We start from the raw sequence: 20,956 nt of genomic DNA, 5'->3' as shown, positions 1-20,956 counted from the left end.
ATGAGGTCGACAGTGCAGCCGGTGGAGACGACTTCGGGTGAGGGGACGCAGGCTGTCCCCGGGGTGAGGGTGGAGGTGTACGTGAAGCCGGGCGACGCGAAGCGCGCCCTGCGACAGGAAGTGCTCCAGGGGCTGTGCGGCTCGCCCAAGGAGCTGTCACCCCGGTGGCTCTATGACGAGCGGGGCAGCCAACTCTTCGACGACATCACCCGCCTGCCGGAGTACTACCCCACGCGGCGTGAGCGGGAAATCCTGCTGGCCCATGCCGGAGACGTGGCGAGGCTGAGCGGCGCGACGACGCTCATCGAGCTGGGCAGTGGCACCAGCGAGAAGACGCGCCTGCTCCTGGATGCGATGGAGGAGGCGGGACAGCTGTCGCGCTTCGTTCCCTTCGACGTGAGCGAGGCGTTCCTCCGGCGCGCGGCGGCGTCCCTGGCGCGCGAGTACCCGGGCATCACCGTGCACGCGGTGGTGGGCGACTTCGAGCACCACCTGTCGCGCCTGCCCGGAGGCGGACGGCGACTGGTGGCGTTCCTGGGCGGCACCATCGGCAACCTGAAGCCGACCGAGCGAGCGCGCTTCCTGCGCGAGCTGTCCTCGGGCCTGCAGCCCGGTGACGGCCTGCTCCTGGGCACCGACCTCATCAAGGACCGCGCGCGGCTGTTCGCCGCCTACAACGACAGCGCCGGGGTGACGGCCGAGTTCAACCGCAACGTGCTGCGCGTGCTCAACCGCGAGCTGGGCGCGGACTTCGACCCGGAGGCGTTCGAGCACGTCGCGCCCTTCGACGAGCACAACGCCTGGGTGGAGATGCGCCTGGTGTCGCAGCGCCCGCAGTCCGTCTGGCTGTCCTCCCTGAAGCGCCGGGTGGACTTCGCCGAGGGCGAGGTGCTGCGCACAGAGGTGAGCTGCAAGTTCGAGCAGGCACGCGTCGAGGCGGAGCTGGACGCGGCGGGGCTGGGACTGGCGGCGTGGTGGACGGACGGAGCGGGTGACTTCGCCCTGTCCCTCGCGCTCAAGCGCGGCTGAGTTCCAGGGGCTCGGACCTGGGGTCGGGCATCACCCGGCCACCAGGTCCGGCGTCCTCCGACGACTAGCGTCGGGGGTTGCGACGGGACTGCACGCGCACGGGCACGGGCTGCGGCATGGGCCGAGTCCAGGCAAACCACAGCGCGGCGAGGACGGTGACGGCGAGCCCTCCAGCGGCGAACAGCCGCTCCCCCACGGGGCTGAGGTCCACGGTGGCAAGGTGAAGGGGGAGCATTCCGGTGAACGACATGCGGGGAACTCCTTGCGGGGCGCTGCGTGGAGGTCCGGAGGATGGGCTGGGGTGTTGACCCACCACGGGCCGGGGGAACGACAAGGTTAGGGACTCGCGAAAGAATCTGGAAGTCCCCGTGCGACGATGGCGACGCGGCGTGCACGGAAGTGCACCCCTCGTCCCAAGCTCGGAGCCATCCGGTTCATCTTCTCATCCATAATCGGATGGACGCCCGGCGCTCGCTGAATGTTCAGCACCGCGCCACGCCTGCCTGCTCTCGGGCGTCAGACAGGGAGCGCGCCACCAGGTTGGCGCTCCTGGAGCAGCCGCATCAGCTCCACCTTCATGCACCGGTCCTGGACCACGCGGATGCCGGCACGGGCCAGCTTCTCCGCCGCCGCGTCATTGCGGATGCCCAGCTGGAACCACACCGCGCGCGGCTTCTTGGCGAGCAGGTCCGGCACGTGCGCGTCGATGTCCTCCGGGCGACGGAACACCTGCACCAGGTCCACGTCCCCCGGGATGTCCGCCACGGCGGAGTACACGGGCCGGCCGAGGATGGGCTCCTTCTCGCCGTGCACCGACACCGGGACGATGTCGTAGCCGTGTTTCTGGAGGAACGCCGGCACCGAGTACGCCGGCTTGTGCGCCTGCGCCTCCGAGCGGATGCCCAGCACCGCCACCCTCCGCGAGTGCTCCAGCACTTCCCTCACGCCCGCGTCGTCCTCGACGAGATTCGCTCTCCAGTCCATGACCACCTCCTGGAGCCAACCTTGCCACGCTCGCTCCCGGTGACGACCCGTCCGACGCCGAAACGGCGGGTTCGTTCCGCGGAAGGCGACTGGACCCTGGAGGTCCAGTGCTCGGGAGCGCGCGCCTCTTCGTGAGCGGGGACATGGGCCGGACCAGGGGCTCGGTGGCTCGCTCGCGGGGCGAGGAGGCACCGGCCCGTCGTCGTGAGGCCGCGCGACTACTTGGACTGGGAGGACTGGACTTCGATTTCGCGGCACGCCTCGGTGGCCAGCCGGACATCTTCCGGTGAGGCGCCGGGCAGCGTCGCGCAGAGGAACAGGTCGTTGCCCACGCGGCGGGCACCGAAGAGCGCGGGGGCCTGGAGGCCGATGCCACCGTCCGCGAGCTTCGGCGCCATCGTCACGCGCAAGAGCGAGTAGGTGTCCTTGGACTCTTCCTGGTCCAGCGACACCTCGAAGTTCTTCGACTCCTCGCGCACGCGCTCCGCCAGCGCGTCCACGGTGGGCAGTTGCTCACCCTGGCCTCGGCGCAGGTCCACTCGAAGCACCGGGCGGCCGGGCGGGCCCGCCTGGAAGCTGTCGTCGGGAGCGACCTGCGCGGACCAACCGTCCGGCAGTGGAACCTTCACACCGGAACGAGGGGTCTGCGCGGCGCCGTCCGGAGAGAGGGCGCCGGAGTCGGCACCCTCGTCCTTGCAGCCCTTGCAACCGGACAGCAGCGACAGCGCCAGCACCAGGGCTGGCGCGATGTGCGCGCGCTGACGCACCTTACTTCTTCGACTCGCCGCCAGGAGGAGGAGGACGCGCCGAGGCGGCGTTGCCACCCAGGTTCTCCATCTTCAGCGTGCCCTCGAAGACGACGCCACGGTCCATGGACAGCGACGGCGTCTCTAGATTTCCCTTCACGCGGCCCGGAGTCTTGAGCTCGATGATCTGGGTGGCCTTCACGTTGCCTTCGACCTGACCGTTGATGATGACGGTGCCGGCCTGGATTTCGGCATTGACCTTGGCGCCATCCCCAATGACGAGCACGTCCTTGGTGATGATCTGCCCCTGGAACTTGCCGTCGATGCGGACCTGCCCCTCGAAGGTAAGCTTCCCCTCGAACTCGCTTCCCTTGCCCAGAAGCGTATGAACCTCACCAGAGCGCTGCGACACGGATTCCTCCTCCCGCTTGAACAGGGGCTTGCTGGGTGCTTCGTCTTTCTTCCCGCCAAGGAGCGCCACGCGCTACTCCTTCCTGAGCAGCTTCAACAGCCGGTCCAGGTCATCGTAGGAGAAGAAGTCCACCTCGATGGTGCCCTTTCCGGGGCTTCGTTCGGTCAACCGGACCTTCGTCCCCAAACGACGTTGGAGCTCTTCCACCAAGGACTTCACCTGCGGGCTCTGTTTCGGCGGCGTCTTGCCCGCATCCTTCTTGCCGTGGGTGCGACTCTGCTGGACCAGCCGCTCCGTGTCACGCACGGACAGCTTCTTGTCGGCCACTTGCTTGGCCAGGTTTTGCAGCTCGGGCAGGCGGGGGACGCCCAGGAGGGCGCGCGCGTGTCCCATGCTCAACGAGCCGTCCGCCACCATCAGCTTCACGTCCGCGGGCAGCGCGAGCAGGCGCAGCGCGTTGGCCACCGTGGAGCGCTCCTTGCCCACGCGCTGGCTGACCTGCTCCTGCGTGAGGCGGAACTCGTCCGTCAGGCGCTTGTAGCCCTCCGCCTCTTCAATGGGGTTGAGGTCCGCGCGCTGGAGGTTCTCCACGAGGGCCAGCTCGAAGGCCTGGACCTCGGTGACGTCCTTGATGATGGCGGGCACTTCCTTGAGGCCCGCGGCCTGGGAGGCGCGCCACCGGCGCTCGCCGGCGATGAGCTTGTAGCCGCCGTCCCCGTCCTTGCGCACCAGGATGGGCTGGAGGATGCCCTGCGTCTTGATGGACTCGGTGAGCTCCTTGAGCTTCTCCTCGTCGAAGTAGCGCCGCGGCTGGTCCTTGTCCCGGTGGATGGCCTCAATCGGGAGCTTGAGGACGCCGGCCTTGAGGGCGGCCTGTTCGGCGGCCTTGCCGGGAGCGGCCTGGGGGATGAGTGCGGAGAGCCCACGACCGAGGGCGCGCTTCTGCGTGTCTGCTTTCACCAAGTCAGGACTCCAGCGCCGCGAGGAGACTCACGACGGGCATGGGCGACGCAAAGGCTCGCGGAGGGCTTCAGGCGACCCGCCGGCGGGGCGTCTTGGGAGTGTCGCGCTTCATCAGTTCGCGGCCGAGGGCGAGGTAGCTCTCGCAGCCCTTGGACTTGATGTCATAGAGGATGATGGGCTTGCCGAAGGACGGGCACTCGGACAGGCGCACGTTGCGCGGGACGACGACCTGGAAGACCTGTTCCTTGAAGTAGCCGCGCACCTCGTCCACGACCTGGTGGGCGATGTTGGCGCGAGCGTCGAACATGGTGAGGAGGATTCCCTCCATCTTCAGGTCGGGGTTGAGGCCCTGCTTCACCAGGTCGATGGTGTGCGTGAGCTGGGAGAGACCCTCGAGCGCGTAGTACTCGCACTGCAGCGGGATGAGGACGGAGTCCGCGGCGGACAGGGCGTTGAGGGTGAGCAGGCCGAGCGAGGGCGGGCAGTCGATGATGATGTAGTCGAACTCGGAGGCCAGGGGGCGCAGGGCGTCGCGGAGGCGGAACTCGCGGTTCTCCAGGTTGACGAGTTCGACTTCGGCACCGGTGAGGTCGGGCGTGGCGGGGACGACCTGGAGGTAGCGCAGCTCGGTCGGGTGGAAGAGCTCCTTCATGGGGCGACCATTGAGGAGCGCGTCGTAGATGGTGCCGTGGAGCTTGTCCTGCTTGAGGCCCAGGCCGCTGCCGGCGTTGCCCTGCGGGTCCATGTCAACCAGGAGCGTGCGGCGCTCGGCGGAGGCGAGGCTCGCGGCGAGGTTGATGGCGGTGGTGGTCTTACCCACGCCACCCTTCTGATTGGAGATGCAGATGATTCGACCCACGAGCCCCATCCTCTCTCTTGCCCGGCGAGAGCCGGGCGCCGTGCGTGATGCGGTGCACGACTGCACGCTGATCCGCTGCTAGCACGCGATTCGGTGTTGGATCAAATTCACGGCGCTCCCAGCGTGACGACTCTTTTCGAGGGCTTCCAAGCAAGCCGGAAGGCCTGATTCCGGAGACTTGGAGCACGGTTTCCTATGTCCAGAACCCGGCCGACCGGGCGTTCGCATCCTGGATTCGGGCGGCGTGGGGAGACTGCTCGGATGCCCTCCTTATAAGGGGGCACGCGGGTGACGGGGGTCGGTGTCACCGCTCAAGTCCGTCCGCGCACGCGTTCCATATGGAACGGGCCTGCTCGACTCGCGACCTCCGTGCACCGTTCAAATGGGTTGGGTGACGTGGAAGCGCTGGGCAACCTCGCCGGACGATGAGGCCCACCCAGGCAGCATCGGAAGTGCCGGTTCGTACCGGCTCGCAACCTTCATCGCCTGTCCGCCATGAAGCGCACTGCGGTTGCCCTCCGATGGCGCGCACCATCCATGCGCTGTCACGAGCCCTCGCATGAACCAACCCTTCACGCGTGACTCGTACGACATGAAGTGCGCTTCGACTGTCTTCCGCGGCGGCAGCTGTTCATCGCTGCGTTGTTGGTCGCATTCGCATGAGTCGGCTCGCCACGGCTCTTGTCCGTTCAACATGAAGTCGCCTCGGGGTCATCGGAGGTGACGCCACTCATCGGTGCGTTGTTGGTCGCATTCGCATGAGTCGGCTCGCCACGGCTCTTGTCCGTTCAACATGAAGCGATGGGGAACCTCCGCACCGTGCGCCAACTCGATGCATTTGTCGGAAGCACCAACATGAACCGGGCCGTCACTGCTCATGCCTGTTCGTCATGAGGTGCGGTTCGGCCACCGTCCGATGCGTCGCCCATCGATGCGTCATCATCGAGCGCCCTCGCACGGGCAGGTCCGCCATCTCCATCCATCGCTCGTTGGACTTGAGGCATGGGTCGACCACCGTCCGATGCAGCGCTCCTCAATGCTCATCGGCGAGAGCCTGCGCATGAGCGAACTCGGCACCTCCATCGCTCGTTCGACGGGAGACGTGGGTCGACCACCATTCAGTTCATTGCGGCGTCATCATCGAGACCTCCGCATGCGCCACTTCGCCACCTCCATCACCCATCCGGTGTGAAGCGCTGCACGACCCCTTCCGATGCGTCATCACCAAGAGCCTCCGCATGAACCGGTTCGCCACCTCCCCCGCTCATCCGGCGTGAGGCACCGCACGCCCTCCAATGCGTCGCCCGTCGAGGTCTCCTCATCGAGAGCCACCGCGCGAACCGGTTCGCCCACTCCATCACCCAGCCAACGCGAGGTGCGGTTTGGCCACTGCCCATGTGGCAACCCTCGCGCCTCATCAACGAGCCTCCGCATGAACGAGTTCGCTACCGCCGGTCGACGTGAGGTGTGGTTCGACCACCATCCAGTCCGGCGCCCATCGCTGGCTCATCATCGGAAGCCTCCGCGTGAGCGCGCTCACCACTCCCAGCACCCGTTCGACGCGAGGTGCAGGTCGGCCACTGGCCGGTCCGGAGCCCATCGCTGACGCATCATCGAAAGCCTCCACATGAACGAGTTCGCTACCGCCAGCACCCGTTCGACATGAGGAGTGGCGCGACCACCATCCGGTCCGGCGCCCATCGCTGACTCATCATCGGAAGCCTCCACATGAACGAGTTCACTACCTCCAGCACCCGTTCGACGTGCGGAGTGGCGCGACCACCATCCGGTCCGGCGCCCAGCACTGACTCACCATCGGACGCCTCCACGTGAACGAGTTCGCTACCGCCAGCACCCGTTCGACGTGGGGCATCGCGCGAACACTCTTCGCTGGTTCCAACTGACGCGGCGCGAACCGGCTCGCGACCTCCATCGACCATTCGACATGAAGCGAGGTGCAGCCTCGTTCAGCGATGAGCCCCGCCATCCGAGAGCTTTCAGCGGCGCCGCCTGAACTGCCCTACCGGCTCAACGGCCAGTTCGACACGCCATCCGTGCCGCGAGCACCACGCTGGCATGAACCAGCTCCCCCATCGCCACTCCACATGCGGCGATGCGCGCGGCCGGCGGTGCTTGCCGAAACCCACCTGCCCGTTCGGCACCATCTGGACACGGGGCCGCGGACCGCACCTCCGTTTCACGCGGGCCACGGCGCGCGCGGCATCGAACTGGCCAACTCGCACCAGACATCCCCGCATCGATCGTTTCAGCGTGAGGCTCTGCTTCGTTCCATCTGGTGCGCGCCGCGACCCTCACTCGATGCCGTGAAGTCATCGAAGCGTTGTCCGGCCTCCAGCGCGCGACCACCGTCCACCGCACAGCTCGCTTCACGCTGAAGCCAGCAAGCATGAGCACACGGCATCGCCACAACCGGGGACGGACCCGACACGCGAACCAGGTGGAGCCTGGGTCGGCACCCGGCCTCGCGAGTCCTCATCTCCACCCCCAGGACTCAGCGCGGTCACTTCACCTGTTCCGCGTGGAAGGCGACACGCGTTCGTCGCCGCCTCAGCACGCATCACCACCACGGCGTTCCACGCGGAACACAGCGGCGACGATGCGTGCCCAAGTGGCTCACCGTGTTCACGCGATGCTCGTTGTCCGCACCCATCGGTCACGACACCCGTTCCCGCGTGGGACACGCCACACGCTGAAGCGCGCTTCGGATGAACACCCGCGCACCACATCGGCGCGCGCGCTCCACGTGGAACAGCCTCAAAGGCCACGGCGACATCGGAACTCGCGCGCGACGCGCTGGCACCAGGCATCTGCCTGTCCGCGACATCGGCTCGAAGCGAAGGGCACGTTGTCTTCGCGGATGAAGTCCGCCCTTCCGACTCGTGACCGCGTTCCATGTGGAACACGGCACGAGGTCCTTCAGACCATCGCGGAAGCGCAGCGTGTGAACACCTTCTCATCGGTCTTCAACACCACGTCGATGAGGCCGAGCACCCGTCACCACCCTGGCTGCCTCCGCGTTCCACATGGAACACGGCACCGGCGTTCCACCACTGCTCGGCACCCATCACCGGTCCACGTGGAACACGACCCGCGTCGCCTCAACGGCTCGCGGCAGCGTCACGCGGGTCAGCGTGGTTGAGCCTCACCGGGCAAAGGCCCAACACCACCACGTGAACGGCTTCTGCGTTCCACGTGGAACACGACCCGCTCGCGACAGCGTCATGCAGGACGGCACCGCTGAGCCTCGCTGGGCCAAGGTCCAACACCACGTTGATGAGGTGAACGGCACGCGGCGCGCGCCACCACGAGAACGGCTTCCGCGTTCCACGTGGAACACGACCCGCGTCGCCTCAACTGCTCGCGACAGCGTCACGCAGGTCAGCGCCGTTGCGCATCACCGGCCAAGGCCCACCACCACGTTGATGAGGTGAACGGCACGTAGCTCGCCACCACGTGAACGGCTTCTGCGTTCCACGTGGAACACGAACCGCTCGCGACAGCGTCATGCAGAACGGGACCGCTGAGCCTCACCGGGCAACGGCCCAACACCACGTCGATGAGGTGAACGGCACGTAGCGCGCGCCACCTTGAGAACGGCTTCCGCGTTCCACGTGGAACACGGCTCGCATCGACCGCTCGCGACAGCGTCACGCAGGTCAGCGCCGTTGCGCATCACCGGCCAAGGCCCACCACCACGTTGATGAGGTGAACGGCACGTCGCACGCGCCACCACGTGAACGGCTTCTGCGTTCCACGTGGAACACGGGAGCATGAGGCTCCGCTACCCGCACGACTCCTTGAGACCGGTTCAGGCGTCACCTCGTTCCACGTGGAACACGGCATCGCGTGAGCACGGGTTTCGACCGCTCGCGCGGACCGCTTTCGTGTTCCACGTGGAACACGATTCGCGCCGCATCGACCTCGCATGACCTCACGCATGGCGACATGCGGACATCATCGAGAACGCGCTCACGACCCTTTCTCGGCGAAGGCACCGACGCATCCCGAGCGCTGCCTCCCCGCCGTTCCACGTGGAACACGAACGCGCGTGCATGGGCCGCACGGCACCAGCAACTGGACGGTCCACACCAGTCCACGCACCACCGCGTTCCACGCGGAACACGGCACACGTCGCGCATCAGGAAGTGGGTTCGCCATCTGCTCGGTTCGCGGCAACACGTGGTGATGGAGGCCTCACGTGAGGCCCTCACCACCAGCCGCGGCATCTCGTTGAAGAGGTGATGAAGCGCGCGATGCGTTCCACGTGGAACACGGATGCTCACCAGAACACCTGCACGCGAAGGCGGCACATGCGTCGCCGGACCGAGCATCGCGGCTCACCTCCTTCACGCATCGATGCCGATGTCCGGGCACGTGGAGCGGTGCTCATGCTCGCATCGGTTCCACGTGGAACACCGCACACGAACCATCAGGCGTCGTCACCACGAGGCGGCTTCTCAGCCACTTCATCAGCAAGGCGAGGAAGCCAACGCGGCGTTCATCCGGACCCCTTCTTCGTTCCACGTGGAACACGGCGCACGGCATCGCGGGATGGCAGCGGCTTCATGCGAGTTCGCCAGCACCAACACCGTGAAGAAGCTTCGCGGCGGTCTCTTCAACCAGGTGAGGCCAGCACGCGATGGCCATCTGGACCTCTTCTTCGTTCCACGTGGAACACGGCATCGTCGGTTGGTGGAGGCATCACGCAAGTCGCCGCGCATGGCATCGCGAAGCACCTCCTTCAACCGGGCGCGACCTCAACGAGGCCCTCATCCCGGACCTCATCAGGGTTCCACGTGGAACACGGCATCGCTGATTGGCGGGGCTTCGCACGAGTCGCCGTGCACGGCATCACGAAGCCTCTGCTTCAACCAGGCGCGACCTCAATGAGGAACTCACCCAAGGCCCCGTCACCGTTCCACGTGGAACACGGCATCGATGGTTGGCGGGGCTTCGCGATGCCGTGCACGGCATCGCGAAGCGACTGCCCCAACCAGTTCAGGACCCGTGCCCCCACCCTGGTTCCCTTCATCGTTCCACATGAAGCACGACTCGCTGGTTGGCGGAGACTTCAGGCGAATCCGCCGGCACGGCATCGCGAAGCGACTCCTTGAGTTGATGAGGACGACGACCGCACCCCGGCCCCTCCACCGTTCCACGTGGAACACGGCGTGCCGGTTGGTGGAGGCATCACGCGAGTCGCCGTGCACGGCATCGCGAAGCGCCTCCTTCAACCGGGCGCGCCCTCAACGAGGAACGCACCCCGGACCTCGTCAGGGTTCCACGTGGAACACGGCATCGCTGGTTGGCGGGGGCTTCGCACGAGTCGCCGTGCACGGCATCGCGAAGCGACTGCCTGAACCAGTTCAGGACCCGTGCCCCACCCTGGTCCCTTCACCGTTCCGCGCGGAGCACGGCATCGCTGGTTGGCAGAGACTTCAGGCGAGTCCGCCGGCACGGCATCGCGAAGCGACTCCTTGAGCTGCTGAGGACGAACTCACCCAAGGCCCCTCCACCGTTTCACGTGGAACACGGCATCGCCGGTTGGTGGAGGCACCACGCGCGTCGCCGTGCCCGGCATCGCGAAGCGGCTGCTCCAGCCGGGCGCGTACTCAACGATGAACTCACCCAAGCCCCCGTCATCGTTCCACGTGGAACGCGGCGCATGGCAACGCTGGATGACCAAGGCCTCGCGCAAGCCGGTGCGCACGCCTTCGCGAAGCGGCTGCTTCAACCGGGTGAAGAAACCCAGAGGACTCACCCTCGACCCCATCGCCGCTCCACATGGAACGCGGCGCGTGGAAACCGCTGGATGGCTGAGACCTGCCTCACGTGATTCGGCGCGCGGCATCGAGAAGCACCGCCTTCAACCGGGTGAAGACACCAAGAGAACTCGCCCTGGCTCCCGTCACCTTCCGGGTGGAGCACGGCGCGTGGAAACCGCTGGCTGACTGAGGCCCGTCTCACGTGATTCGGCGCGCCATCGAGAAGCACCGCCATCAACCAGGTGAAGCCCCACCAAGAGAACTCGCCCTGGCTCCCGCCACCTTCCACGATGGAGCACGATGCGCGGCAACGCTGGCTGGCAGCGTCTTCACCGCGTCGGCATGCACGACCTCGAGAAGCAGCCTCTTCAACCAGGTGCAGCCAGCACGCGGGGCCCATCCCTCTTCGCCGTTCCACGTGGAACCTGACGCGCGGCAAGGCGTGATGGTTCGGACTTCACGCGAGTCGATAGGCACCGGCACCCAGAAGGGACTTCTCGGCGTCCTCACCAGAAAGAGGACGACCGCGGCACCCAAGCCGTGAACCACGGGGACCCGCACCACGACGCCTCGATGGCTGAGCGACCTCGCCAGCGAGAAGCAACCCGAGCGGGACCGCATGACGTCGCGCACCGATGAACGGGGCACCACGGGGCGCGACCTCTCAAGAAAGCCAGAGGCTCCCTCACCGCATGGACTCGTCTCCGTTCCCGGGGTGCGCGGCTGAACGAGACCTCTCACGCGTCCTCATGGTCGGGCACCATCGAGACACGGCTTCTCGGGGTGACAGTGCAGGCGGCTCCGCACTCCGCCAACAACTGGCGCCCCCTCCCCCTCCCACCAGGCAGCCTCTTCCCTTCACTCGAATCACGCCGTCCGCTGCACGCCGTTGCAGCGAAAGCGGCGCGAGTCGACTCCTCGCTTCGGGTTCCACATGGAACCTCACCGCGCTCCCCCTCTCGTTGAAGCAGGCTCAGCACGGGCCAGTCGCGTGGGTCTTCACTTCACGCCACCAGCAGGACCCTGTGCTCGGCATCCCTCACGGGGCAGCAACTCCGGAGAACGGTCCGACAGCCGAGAGCACTCGCTGACTCCAGAGTTCGCGCCATGGGGTGCAGGGCAGAAGTGACGGACGGCATCCCCTCCCCTCCCCCATCCGCGCTCCGTCTCGAAGGCCCACGAACGAGCACCTCGAAGACCCTCAGCCGTACGGACACCCGATGCGCCCCCCATCTGGCGCGCTCGCATCCTCACTGCCGTGCGAGTTCACTTGTCGCGCCCGTCCTTTCAGAGCCAGCAGTCGCCGCGAAGGTTCGGTCCCACTGCCGCGACGCAAGCCCCCCGCGTCCCTCACTCGCGACACCTCGCCGTGCGGAGGTTCGCGCTTCACGACCAGACCACCACCAACCTGCCCTCACCGATTCGGCTCAAGTGGGTCTGGGGTTCGCGAAGAATCCGGAGGCCCCACCGAAAAGAGTCTGCGTACGGCCCATCACCTGCGCCGGTGCGCATGGCGTCCGAACCGTGGGCACGAACCTCCAGGGATACACACGTCGAACGGCCCTCATGTCCACGCGTCACGAACGATGGAGCTCACCGACGTGTGGTTCGAAGGGCTGGCCTGCATCACCACGGGCTGCAGGAACTTCAGCCACGAGCGGCAAACTCACGCGAGGTCCGTTCGAAGCCATCGCTTCACGATGACGCCTCCGTCCTCACGGTCGGAGCCCGCGCTGACTTGGACCCGACTCACCCTGTTCCACGTGGAACGAGCAGTAGCCGCGGGCTCAGAACCCGCGCAACAGGGCCTGCGGGCACCTGCTTGGACGCTCGCATCAAGTCATGACAACCGTGCAGGGCTGAGCACGCAGGAATGCTCCTCCTCCAACCTCGTGACGCGACTCCATCCGCGGCACCTCGCCTGAGTACGCCATGGGCTCGAACGGAGTCACTCGCGAACAGTCCTGGCGTCACGCGTCCGCTTCGAGAGCAGTCGCCCCGATGCCACACGCGCCGAAAGACTCCCGCGCGATGAGTGGCAGCACAGCCGCGTGCAACAGAGTTCGCGCCGTGGTCCAAAGCTCGCTCACCTCTCGCCTCGCGAGCAGGCAAGTCCACCCCTGGACCTCTCGCTGGTCGAGTGACCGTCCCATCGAGCGTGTGCTCTCGCACTCAGCTTCACGCCAGACCAGGCAGGCGTGCTCCCGACTGAAGGAACCGTCCGCTCGCACTCCCCTCCCCTCCCCTGCCCCGAGCCAGCATCCGCGCGAGTGCCTGGTCACATCCTGAGCTGGCAACCGCAGCGCTCGAACCCTTGCGATACTCCGCGAGACACACGACCCATCGCGGGCATCGTCCGCGGCGACACGCCAACACCTCCACTTCCAAGGCTCACTCCGTGCTCCCGCTTCAACGCTGGTTGTCTCCCGAGGAAGCCGCCGAGGTGCTCCGTCCCTACGCGGCCTTCAAGCAACGAAGCGCCGGCAACGGCATGGACGTGGACGCCCTCGTCCTCTCCGACGGCTTCTTCAGCGGCGCCGGGCTGTTCACAGGCGGGCGCGTCTCATCACTCATGCTGGAGAACACCCGAGGCTCGACGTTCATCGACGGCGACCTGGTCGTCGATGGCTGGTTCGAAAATCCAGGCGGACTCGTCTTCGTGCGCGGCAACCTCATCGCGCACACCGTCTACACTTCCGAGTACCTCGTCATCCTCGGGGACCTTCGCGTCCGCCGCCTGTTCGGCGAAGACGAACCCCTGGGCACCTGCGTCTTCGGCGATGCCTACGTCGAGAGCGCCATCTTCTCCCACAACCATCAATTCAACGTCTGGGGCACCGCCCACCTGGGCGAAGAAGTCCATGACGAGGTCCACGGACGCGAGGCCTTGCAGCAACGACTCGTCGACTGGGGCCTTCTCTCCGACCCGCGACAAGAAGTACCGAGCGACGTGGTCCGACACGGGCTGCGCGGACTCGCCGAATCATGGGGTCCGCTCTCCGACGAACTGGCCTCGCTTCGATACACGCCGAAACCCTCGGACTTCGTCGCGGAGCCTCCGGTTCGACCACCCCGTCCCGACATCATCCTCGAGCTGGAACAATGGTTCGCGACGACGACGCTGCCCCAGCGACAACAACTCGAAGCACTGCGCACGCAGTGGCTCGCTCGACTCAGTGACTCAACGGTCCGCGCGGAGGCGCAGCGCGTGATTCGCAAGCACATCAACTCGAAGAAGCTCATCACGGACCGCGACGTGCTCCTGCAAGACCTGGGGTAGCGCCCAACACAAATCCAGGGTTCGAGAGACATCGCGCCTCGACACAACTCAGCGCGTCCACTCTCCCTGGTAGAGCACGACGCGATATCCATCGGGGTCCTCGAAGGTCTTCCCGTACACGTCCCAGTAAGGGTTGTGTGAGCGCACCGGATGGAAGCCCGCTTGCACCATGCGCCGCACCCGCGCGTCCCACTCCTCGCGCCGCGACACATAGAGAACCAGCAGATGGTCCGGCGAAGGAGCGCGAGGCGCCTCGTGTCCGCGTTCCACCGTGAACTCCAGGTGGTACGGCGTCCCGACCTGGCCGAGCATCACCCCGTCGAAGCCCGCATGGTCCTCGAAGCCTCCCACGAGCTCGAAGCCAAGCCCCTCTCGATAGAACCGCACCACTGTCGCCAGGCTCCGCGTCGGTCGAGCGACTCGCAGCTTACACATCTCCATCCCAGGTCCGTCCTCACCACGAACGAACCCGGTGAAGGTTCGCGCGTCTCACGGTCGTGACGCGTGCGCACTCAATGACGAGCAGGGCGCGGTGCACGATGAAGTCGCGGAAGCATCGCGCCATCTCCGGCGCGCGTGTCCGCACACGGCAACGCAATGGCAGAAGGCCAACGCGTCAGAGCCGTGGGACGCCACCTCACGGATTCGGAGGAGACACGGGCTCCACGAAGTACGCCTGTTTGTGCCGAGGCTCGGAGTCGTACGCGGCGGCCAGCTCCCGCGCGCGCCGCTCGGTCCGAAACACGGCCACCTCCGCTCGGTTGCCGTGCTCATCCTGCCGAATCACGGCCCAACCCTGACGCGGACGGGACTGCCGCATGGGCGGTGTTCCACGCTGCTCGACGGCGTACCACTGCTTGTGCGCCCGAGCCTCCATCCGACGTGCCAGGCACTCCGCATGTCCTCGGCTCGTCATCACACAGACATCATGGCGATGACCCGTGTCGTCCTGCCGGTACACCGCCCAGCCATCCGTCAGCGGCGGCGCTCCAGGGTTGGCCCGCCACACCACTTCATCGCGCCACCAGTCGAGATGCGCGAGCGCATGGCTCAGCTCTTCTTCCGAGGTCATGACATGGAAATCGTCCGTGGCCTGCAAATAGAAGACGAAGAACTGGAAGCCGCAGTCCGCGCGCCAACCCCAGTAGTCAGTGGGTCCGAGTCCATCACCTTCCACGTCTCGGAAGTGCGGAGGTCCCCAGCGTTGCTCGAAGTCGGCGCGGGACGCTCGGGCCACCGCGACTTCAGACTCATGGGGCTCGTCGTCACCCCAGACCACCGGTCGGTCCGTCGGAATCGGCTGCATGCGAGGCACCTCCGCTTTGAAGCTAACGCGGCCCCTCCTCGCATGCCTGCCCCCTCACTCCCACGCCACGTCCACAACTGACACTGGATAGCAGTTGTCCGCATGGCGCCACGCGCGCACCTCCACCGTGCACGCGCGGGCCCGCCCTCCCCTGCCCTACTCCTTCGCGAACACCGCGACCTGACGCTCCGCGCCGGAGAACGGCAACCGGTACGCCCTCGCGGAGACCACTCGCAGTTGTCGCTCCGCGGCGCGCGACGCCAGCTCCGCGTCCGTCTGCGACTTGCCGAGCATCGCCACCACGCGCCCACCCGGCTCCACATACGCCGGCGCCAACGCCAGCCAGTCCGGCAGGTCCATGAACGCGCGCGCAATCAACAACTGCGCGCGCGGAATCCCTTCCGTCTCCGGCTGTCCCTCCGCGCGCGCGTGCAACCCGCGCACGCCCTGCAACCCGAGGCTCGCCGACGCGGCCTTGATGAACGCGACCTTCTTGCCCACCGTGTCCACCAGCGTCACGCCGAGCGCCGGCAACGCAATCTTCAACGGCAGTCCCGGGAAGCCCGCCCCCGCGCCCAAATCCAACAACGACGCCGCGCCCGTCACCTCCGGCAGCACCGCGAGCGAGTCCAGGAAGTGCTTCTCCAGCACCTCCTCCGGCGCCGTAATCGCCGTGAGATTCACCTTCGCGTTCCACTTCAGCAGCTCCGCCATCAGCCGCTGCAACCGGGGGCCCACGTCCTCCCCCACCGACACGCCCAGCGCCTGGCAGCCGGATGCCAGCAGATCTACGAACCTCGTGTTATCCACAGCACCTCCACAGCGCGGAGGGGCATAACCCTCCGGAATCATTCAGGGGATTTCTATCCCCAAAGTTGTCCACACGTTGTCCACACCCCCTGTTCTGATCACTCCAGGGGTGTTTCGCCGCCGCCCGAGGGGCCCGAGACGCGCTTGAGCGCGACCAGGAGCAGCGACACCGCCGTGGGCGTCAGGCCTGGAATCCTCCGCGCCTGTCCCACCGTCGAAGGCCGGTGCGCGCCGAGCTTCTCCGCCGCCTCCTTGCTCAGCCCCCGCACCTCCGTGAAGCGAAAGCCTTCCGGAATCCGCCACCGGTCCGTCGCCTCCGACTCGCGCGCCGCCGCTCGCGCCGCCTGGGCGATGTAGCCCTCGTACTTCACCTCCACCTCCACCTCCTCGGCCACATCCTCCGCCAACACGGGCCAGTCCACCCTCCCCTCCCCCAACTGCCCGTACGTGACTTCGGGCCGCTTCAGCCGCGCCGCCAGACCCGTGCGCTTGAGCCGCGTCACTTCGTCCGTCACCGCGCGCTGCCGCGCCTCCGCCCGCTCCAACGCCTCGCGCGGCAACAGCCCCACCCGGTGCCCGTGACGCGCCAGCCGCAGGTCCGCGTTGCCCTCGCGCAGCCGGAGCCGGTGCTCGGAGCGACTGGTGAACATGCGGAACGGCTCGTCCACGCCCTTGGTCACCAGGTCATCCACCAGCACCGCGCCATGGGCTTCGTCGCGGCCGAGCAGCAGCGGCGGCTCGCCCTTCACCATGAGGCCCGCGTTGAGCCCGGCCCACAGGCCCTGGAAGGCGGCCTCCTCGTAGCCCGAGGTGCCGTTGAGCTGGCCCGCGAAGAACAGGCCCGCGATGGCCTTCGTCTCCAGCGTGGGCTTGAGCTGCGTGGGCGGCGCGTAGTCGTACTCCACCGCGTAGCCGTAGCGGATGACCTCCACCCGCTCCAATCCGGGGATGGTGCGCAGGAAGTCGAGCTGCACGTCCGCGGGCAGGCTGGTGGACAGGCCCGCCGGATACACCAGCGGCGAGTCGGGGCCCTCGGGCTCCAGGAACACCTGGTGCCGCTCGCGCTCCGCGAAGCGCACCACCTTGTCCTCCAGCGACGGGCAGTAGCGCGGCCCCCGGCCGACAATCTCTCCCTGGTACAGCGGCGAGCGGTGGAGGTTGTCGCGCAGCACGCGGTGCGTCTGGAGCGTGGTGGCCGTGATGCCGCACGTCACCGAGGGCTGACGCGGAAACGGCACCCCCGAGGCCGACTCCGCGCGCGTGCGCCAGGAGAGCGGACGCGGCGGGAAGTCGCCGTGCTGCGGCTGCACCGCATCCCAGTCGATGCTCGCGCGCGCGAGCCGCGCCGGAGTGCCCGTCTTGAAGCGGCCCAGCGTGAAGCCAAGCGCGCGCAGCGAATCGGACAGGCCTCGCGCCGCGTCGTCACCCAATCGTCCGCCGACTTCCTTCTTCTCGCCCACGTGCATCAGCGCCTGGAGGAAGGTGCCCGTGGTGAGCAGCACCGCCGACGCGGCCACCTGCGTGCCGTCGCCGAGCAGCACGCCCGTCACCCTCCCCTCCTCGACCACCAGCGTGGAGACCTCGCCCTCGCGCACGGTGAGGTTCGGCTCGTTGAAGAGGACCGACTGCATCAGGGCGGAGTACTGCTCGCGGTCGCACAGCACGCGAGTCGCCTGGACGGCGGGGCCCTTGGAGGCGTTGAGCGTCTTGAAGTGCGTGCCGGCGAGGTCCGCCACGCGCCCCATCTGTCCCCCGAGCGCGTCCAGCTCCCGCACCAGGTGGCCCTTGGCGGTGCCACCCACGGCGGGGTTGCAGCTCATCACCGCGGAGCGCTCGCGCTTGAGCGTGATTCCCAGCGTGGCCAGGCCCAGGCGCGCGCAGGCGAGCGCCGCCTCACAGCCCGCATGGCCCAGGCCCACCACGATGACGTCGTACCGGAGTCCCATTGCTCACGAGGGTCGCCGGAGGGTTTCGGGACCTGACGTGGCGCCCGCTCCGTCATGGCACCGAGCACCCTCGCTCCGCGCGCCGCGACCTGTGAGGTCCCCTATGTCTCCGGTGCGCCCCCTTGGCAAGCAAAGGGAAGGTTTACGGGAGCGCGCGAGGCGGGCAGTGGGAGGGGTTGAGGAGCTGCCTGCCTCGCGCGCACCGGCCATCCTCCAGAAGGACAAGTCCCGTGCGACGGGCTTGCCCTCCGGCGTGGATGGCGATTCAAGAATGTCGGGCGAGCCCGAAGGCGTCGCCGGTACCTCATGGGGCCCGCGCTTCCCGAGCGCGGCGCCCCATCCCCCTGCGCGCGCGAGATGGCCCCTGCCTCCTCGCGTGCTTCGTCTTCATGGTGTCGCACACACGGAGGGCGGACCTGGGACCATGGCGGTGAGGGCGCGACGGTAAACTCGAGCTCGAGACTCCGAAGGGTCCTGCACCCCCGTGTGCGCGACGGGGAAAGGAATAACCGGAGGGTCTGACATGCCGGCCTTCGCCAGGCCGGCCCCTCCGGGGGTGAGTTGGCGTGGAGGTGGGACCCAGCCACTCCCCTCCCCCGCATGCGGCTGCTTCATCCTGAAGACGGGCGGAGGCAGGACTTGTGACGCCCGCCGGGGACAGGCGCGGGGATTGTTCCGTGCGTGGAACACTGCGTGGAACCTCGTGTCGCTGGTCAGCCAGGGTCCGCGCCGCTAATCCAGCGTCGACGATGATGAAGCTCCGGAGAACCTCCCAGGGAGTCGCCACCGCGTTGCTCGCGAGCGGCCCGCCGAGAGGTCGCCTGCTCGGCATCCAGAGCCCTGAACGAACTCGCGCGCGCGGCGGTGCGCGCCTCACGCCTGGGATGGCATGAACACCCTCACGAAGAAGTCGCCCCCATCGGGCACCCTGTCGCTGGAACTGCTGCTGGGAGCGCTCACCGCGTTCGCGCCGCTGTCCATCGACATGTACCTGCCCGCGCTGCCACGCATCGCGACGGACTTGCAGTCGACCCAGTCCGTCATCCAGCTCACGCTCGCGTCGTGCTTCGCGGGGCTGGCGTTGGGGCAGCTCTTCACCGGGCCGCTCATTGACCGGTTCGGACGGACGCGGCCGTTGTACGCGGGGCTGGCGGTGTATGTGCTGGGCTCGCTCGGCTGTGCGCTCGCGCCCACGGCGACGGCGCTGGTGGCGATGCGCTTCTTCCAGGCGCTGGGCGGCGCGGTGGCGTTGGTGGCGCCGCGCGCGGTGGTGCGGGACTTGTGGTCCGGCGCGGACGCGGCGAGGACGATGTCGCGCTTGATGCTCGTGGTGGGCGTGGCGCCCGTGCTCGCGCCGTTGCTGGGTGGCTTCGTGCTCCAGCACACGAGCTGGCGGGTCATCTTCGTGTTGCTCGCGGGCATCGGCGCGGTGGCGCTGGTCGCCACGTGGAGGGTGTTGCCGGAGACCGCGCCCGAGCACTCGAAGACGAAGAGCATGCGCGCGCGCTTGGGGGAGCTGCTGCGGGACGCGGACTTCGTCGGCCCGGCGCTCGCGGGTGGCTTCGCGTACGCGGGAATGTTCGCATACATCGCGGGCGCGCCGTTCGTGTTCATCACGCTGCATGGCGTGAAGGAGCAGGACTTCGGCTGGTTCTTCGGTGCGAACGCGGTGGGGCTGGTGGCGCTGGCTCAGCTCAATCGCAAGCTGCTGCGCCACATCCCGTTGCACCGGTTGCTGCGTCTGGCATTGACGCTGTATGCGGTGACGGCGGCGGGGGTGATGGCAGTCACGTGGAGTGGGGTAGGGGGCTTCTGGGGGATTGCCGCCGCGCTGTTCCTGTTCGTGCCGACGCTGGGATTGGTGGGACCCAACTCCGCGGCCATCGCGCTGGAGCGACACGCCGCGCACGCGGGGCTCGCGTCCGCGGTGCTGGGCGCGCTCCAGTTCACCGCCGCGGCCTCCGCGTCCTGGGCGGTGAGCGTGCTCAATGACAACACCGCGAAGCCGATGGGCGGCGTGGTGTTGGCGGCGGCCGTGCTGGCGTGGCTGTCTGGCTTCCTGGGCCACAGGGCGCGCTCGCGAGCCGCGAGCACGGAGCCCACGATGACCGGGGCGTCACGGATTGGGGAAACGTGATGTGTGAAATGTGACTTCGAGCCTGTCGCCCGCGGGTGCCCCCCGAGAGAAAGCCTCTCATGAAAAGGCTATCTTCTCGTGTGGACCATCGGGTTCCCGCACCGACGTGGGTCTTCTCCTCCATCCGCCTCGCGGGAAGAGGTGCCACCGCATGGACAAGAAGGAACGGTTCGACCGCTCGTGGTTGCCAGAGGGCGTCTCATTCGACCGGAAGGAGGGGCTCTACGCGGAGCTCGGTCCAGACGGACTGGTGGTGCATCTGGGTGTCTACGAGGACGGTGAGCGCAAGCCTGACAGTTGGGCCCTGAATGTGGCGCCGGATGGGAGCTGGGCCCGCCTTGAAAAAACCATGGTCCTCGAATGGCGGGCCGACCTGGTCCGCTCCGAGGACGCGGAGAGAGCACTGGCGTATTGGAGTTCTCTGTGGTTCGACAAGATCGCCGACGCCACGCGGAAATTCGACCCCGGCATCAACGTCCAATGCTCATTCTGCGAGAAGTACCAGCGCGAGGTGAGAAAGCTCATCGCGGGCCCGAACGTCTTCATCTGCGACGAATGCGTCGGCCTGTGCAACGACGTCATCAATGAGGAACGTTCCTCGACCTAGGGCATCGGCGAGGTCCGCTCCCACATCTCTCACGCCCCCGCGCGGGCATGAAAAAGCCCCGAGGCGCCACGCGGGCACCTCGAGGCTGAGC

Annotated in this window: 14 protein-coding genes and 1 pseudogene; 4 read left to right on the top strand and 11 right to left on the bottom strand. The window is 67.3% G+C overall.

Annotated elements, in window-relative coordinates; genetic code table 11:
• The gene (gene egtD, locus HUA75_RS29925) at positions 1–1,029 is read left to right on the top strand and encodes an L-histidine N(alpha)-methyltransferase (RefSeq protein WP_174488308.1); all 1,029 of its coding nucleotides are present in this window, start codon (positions 1–3) and stop codon (positions 1,027–1,029) included.
• A gap of 64 nt (positions 1,030–1,093) precedes the next feature.
• Here egtD and HUA75_RS29920 read toward each other — a convergent pair whose 3' ends face one another.
• From HUA75_RS29920 to HUA75_RS29890, 7 genes are all read right to left on the bottom strand, one after another.
• Positions 1,094–1,279: a hypothetical protein gene (locus tag HUA75_RS29920; protein ID WP_174456120.1), complete on the bottom strand. Its 186-nt coding sequence runs from the start codon at positions 1,277–1,279 to the stop codon at positions 1,094–1,096.
• A 266-nt stretch (positions 1,280–1,545) separates the two neighbouring features.
• On the bottom strand, positions 1,546–2,013 hold the full coding sequence (locus tag HUA75_RS29915) for a CoA-binding protein (protein ID WP_174460380.1): 468 nt from the start codon (positions 2,011–2,013) through the stop codon (positions 1,546–1,548).
• Positions 2,014–2,231: 218 nt separating this feature from the next.
• On the bottom strand, positions 2,232–2,780 hold the full coding sequence (locus HUA75_RS29910; RefSeq protein ID WP_141642459.1) for a hypothetical protein: 549 nt from the start codon (positions 2,778–2,780) through the stop codon (positions 2,232–2,234).
• Position 2,781: 1 nt separating this feature from the next.
• Positions 2,782–3,240, bottom strand: a complete 459-nt coding sequence (gene bacM / locus HUA75_RS29905) for a bactofilin BacM (protein WP_141642458.1) — start codon at positions 3,238–3,240, stop codon at positions 2,782–2,784.
• A gap of 3 nt (positions 3,241–3,243) precedes the next feature.
• Positions 3,244–4,134 carry a ParB/RepB/Spo0J family partition protein gene (locus HUA75_RS29900; RefSeq protein WP_141642457.1) on the bottom strand — a complete coding sequence of 297 codons (891 nt, stop codon included), beginning with the start codon at positions 4,132–4,134 and terminating at the stop codon, positions 3,244–3,246.
• 67 nt (positions 4,135–4,201) lie between these two features.
• A complete protein-coding gene (locus HUA75_RS29895) occupies positions 4,202–4,993 on the bottom strand; it encodes a ParA family protein (RefSeq protein ID WP_141642456.1) in 792 nt (263 codons plus the stop codon).
• Positions 4,994–10,511: 5,518 nt separating this feature from the next.
• Positions 10,512–10,775: a hypothetical protein gene (locus HUA75_RS29890; RefSeq protein WP_174488307.1), complete on the bottom strand. Its 264-nt coding sequence runs from the start codon at positions 10,773–10,775 to the stop codon at positions 10,512–10,514.
• Positions 10,776–13,177: 2,402 nt separating this feature from the next.
• Here HUA75_RS29890 and HUA75_RS29885 point away from each other — a divergent pair.
• Positions 13,178–14,059, top strand: coding sequence for a hypothetical protein (locus HUA75_RS29885; RefSeq protein WP_141642455.1), 882 nt, complete (start codon positions 13,178–13,180; stop codon positions 14,057–14,059).
• A gap of 48 nt (positions 14,060–14,107) precedes the next feature.
• On the opposite strand, the gene HUA75_RS29880 is transcribed toward HUA75_RS29885, so the two are convergent.
• The 4 genes from HUA75_RS29880 to mnmG form a co-directional block, all read right to left on the bottom strand.
• Positions 14,108–14,500: a VOC family protein gene (locus HUA75_RS29880; RefSeq protein ID WP_141642454.1), complete on the bottom strand. Its 393-nt coding sequence runs from the start codon at positions 14,498–14,500 to the stop codon at positions 14,108–14,110.
• Between the two features lie 196 nt (positions 14,501–14,696).
• Complete coding sequence (locus HUA75_RS29875; protein ID WP_174488306.1) at positions 14,697–15,365, bottom strand: hypothetical protein; 669 nt, start codon at positions 15,363–15,365, stop codon at positions 14,697–14,699.
• A 156-nt stretch (positions 15,366–15,521) separates the two neighbouring features.
• Complete coding sequence (rsmG, locus tag HUA75_RS29870) at positions 15,522–16,175, bottom strand: 16S rRNA (guanine(527)-N(7))-methyltransferase RsmG (RefSeq protein WP_174460375.1); 654 nt, start codon at positions 16,173–16,175, stop codon at positions 15,522–15,524.
• A 98-nt stretch (positions 16,176–16,273) separates the two neighbouring features.
• Positions 16,274–18,121, bottom strand: coding sequence for a tRNA uridine-5-carboxymethylaminomethyl(34) synthesis enzyme MnmG (mnmG, locus tag HUA75_RS29865; protein ID WP_174488305.1), 1,848 nt, complete (start codon positions 18,119–18,121; stop codon positions 16,274–16,276).
• Between the two features lie 889 nt (positions 18,122–19,010).
• Here mnmG and HUA75_RS29860 point away from each other — a divergent pair.
• Both HUA75_RS29860 and HUA75_RS29855 read left to right on the top strand, forming a co-directional pair.
• Positions 19,011–20,258, top strand: a complete 1,248-nt coding sequence (locus tag HUA75_RS29860; protein WP_174488304.1) for a multidrug effflux MFS transporter — start codon at positions 19,011–19,013, stop codon at positions 20,256–20,258.
• A gap of 436 nt (positions 20,259–20,694) precedes the next feature.
• Positions 20,695–20,850: pseudogene (locus HUA75_RS29855) on the top strand (ClpX C4-type zinc finger protein); the annotation flags it as partial.
• Positions 20,851–20,956 lie beyond the last annotated feature (106 nt).

The organism is Myxococcus sp. CA040A (assembly GCF_013336725.1).
GTDB classification, from domain to species: domain Bacteria; phylum Myxococcota; class Myxococcia; order Myxococcales; family Myxococcaceae; genus Myxococcus; species Myxococcus llanfairpwllgwyngyllgogerychwyrndrobwllllantysiliogogogochensis.
This window is presented reverse-complemented; position numbering and strand designations above follow the sequence as displayed.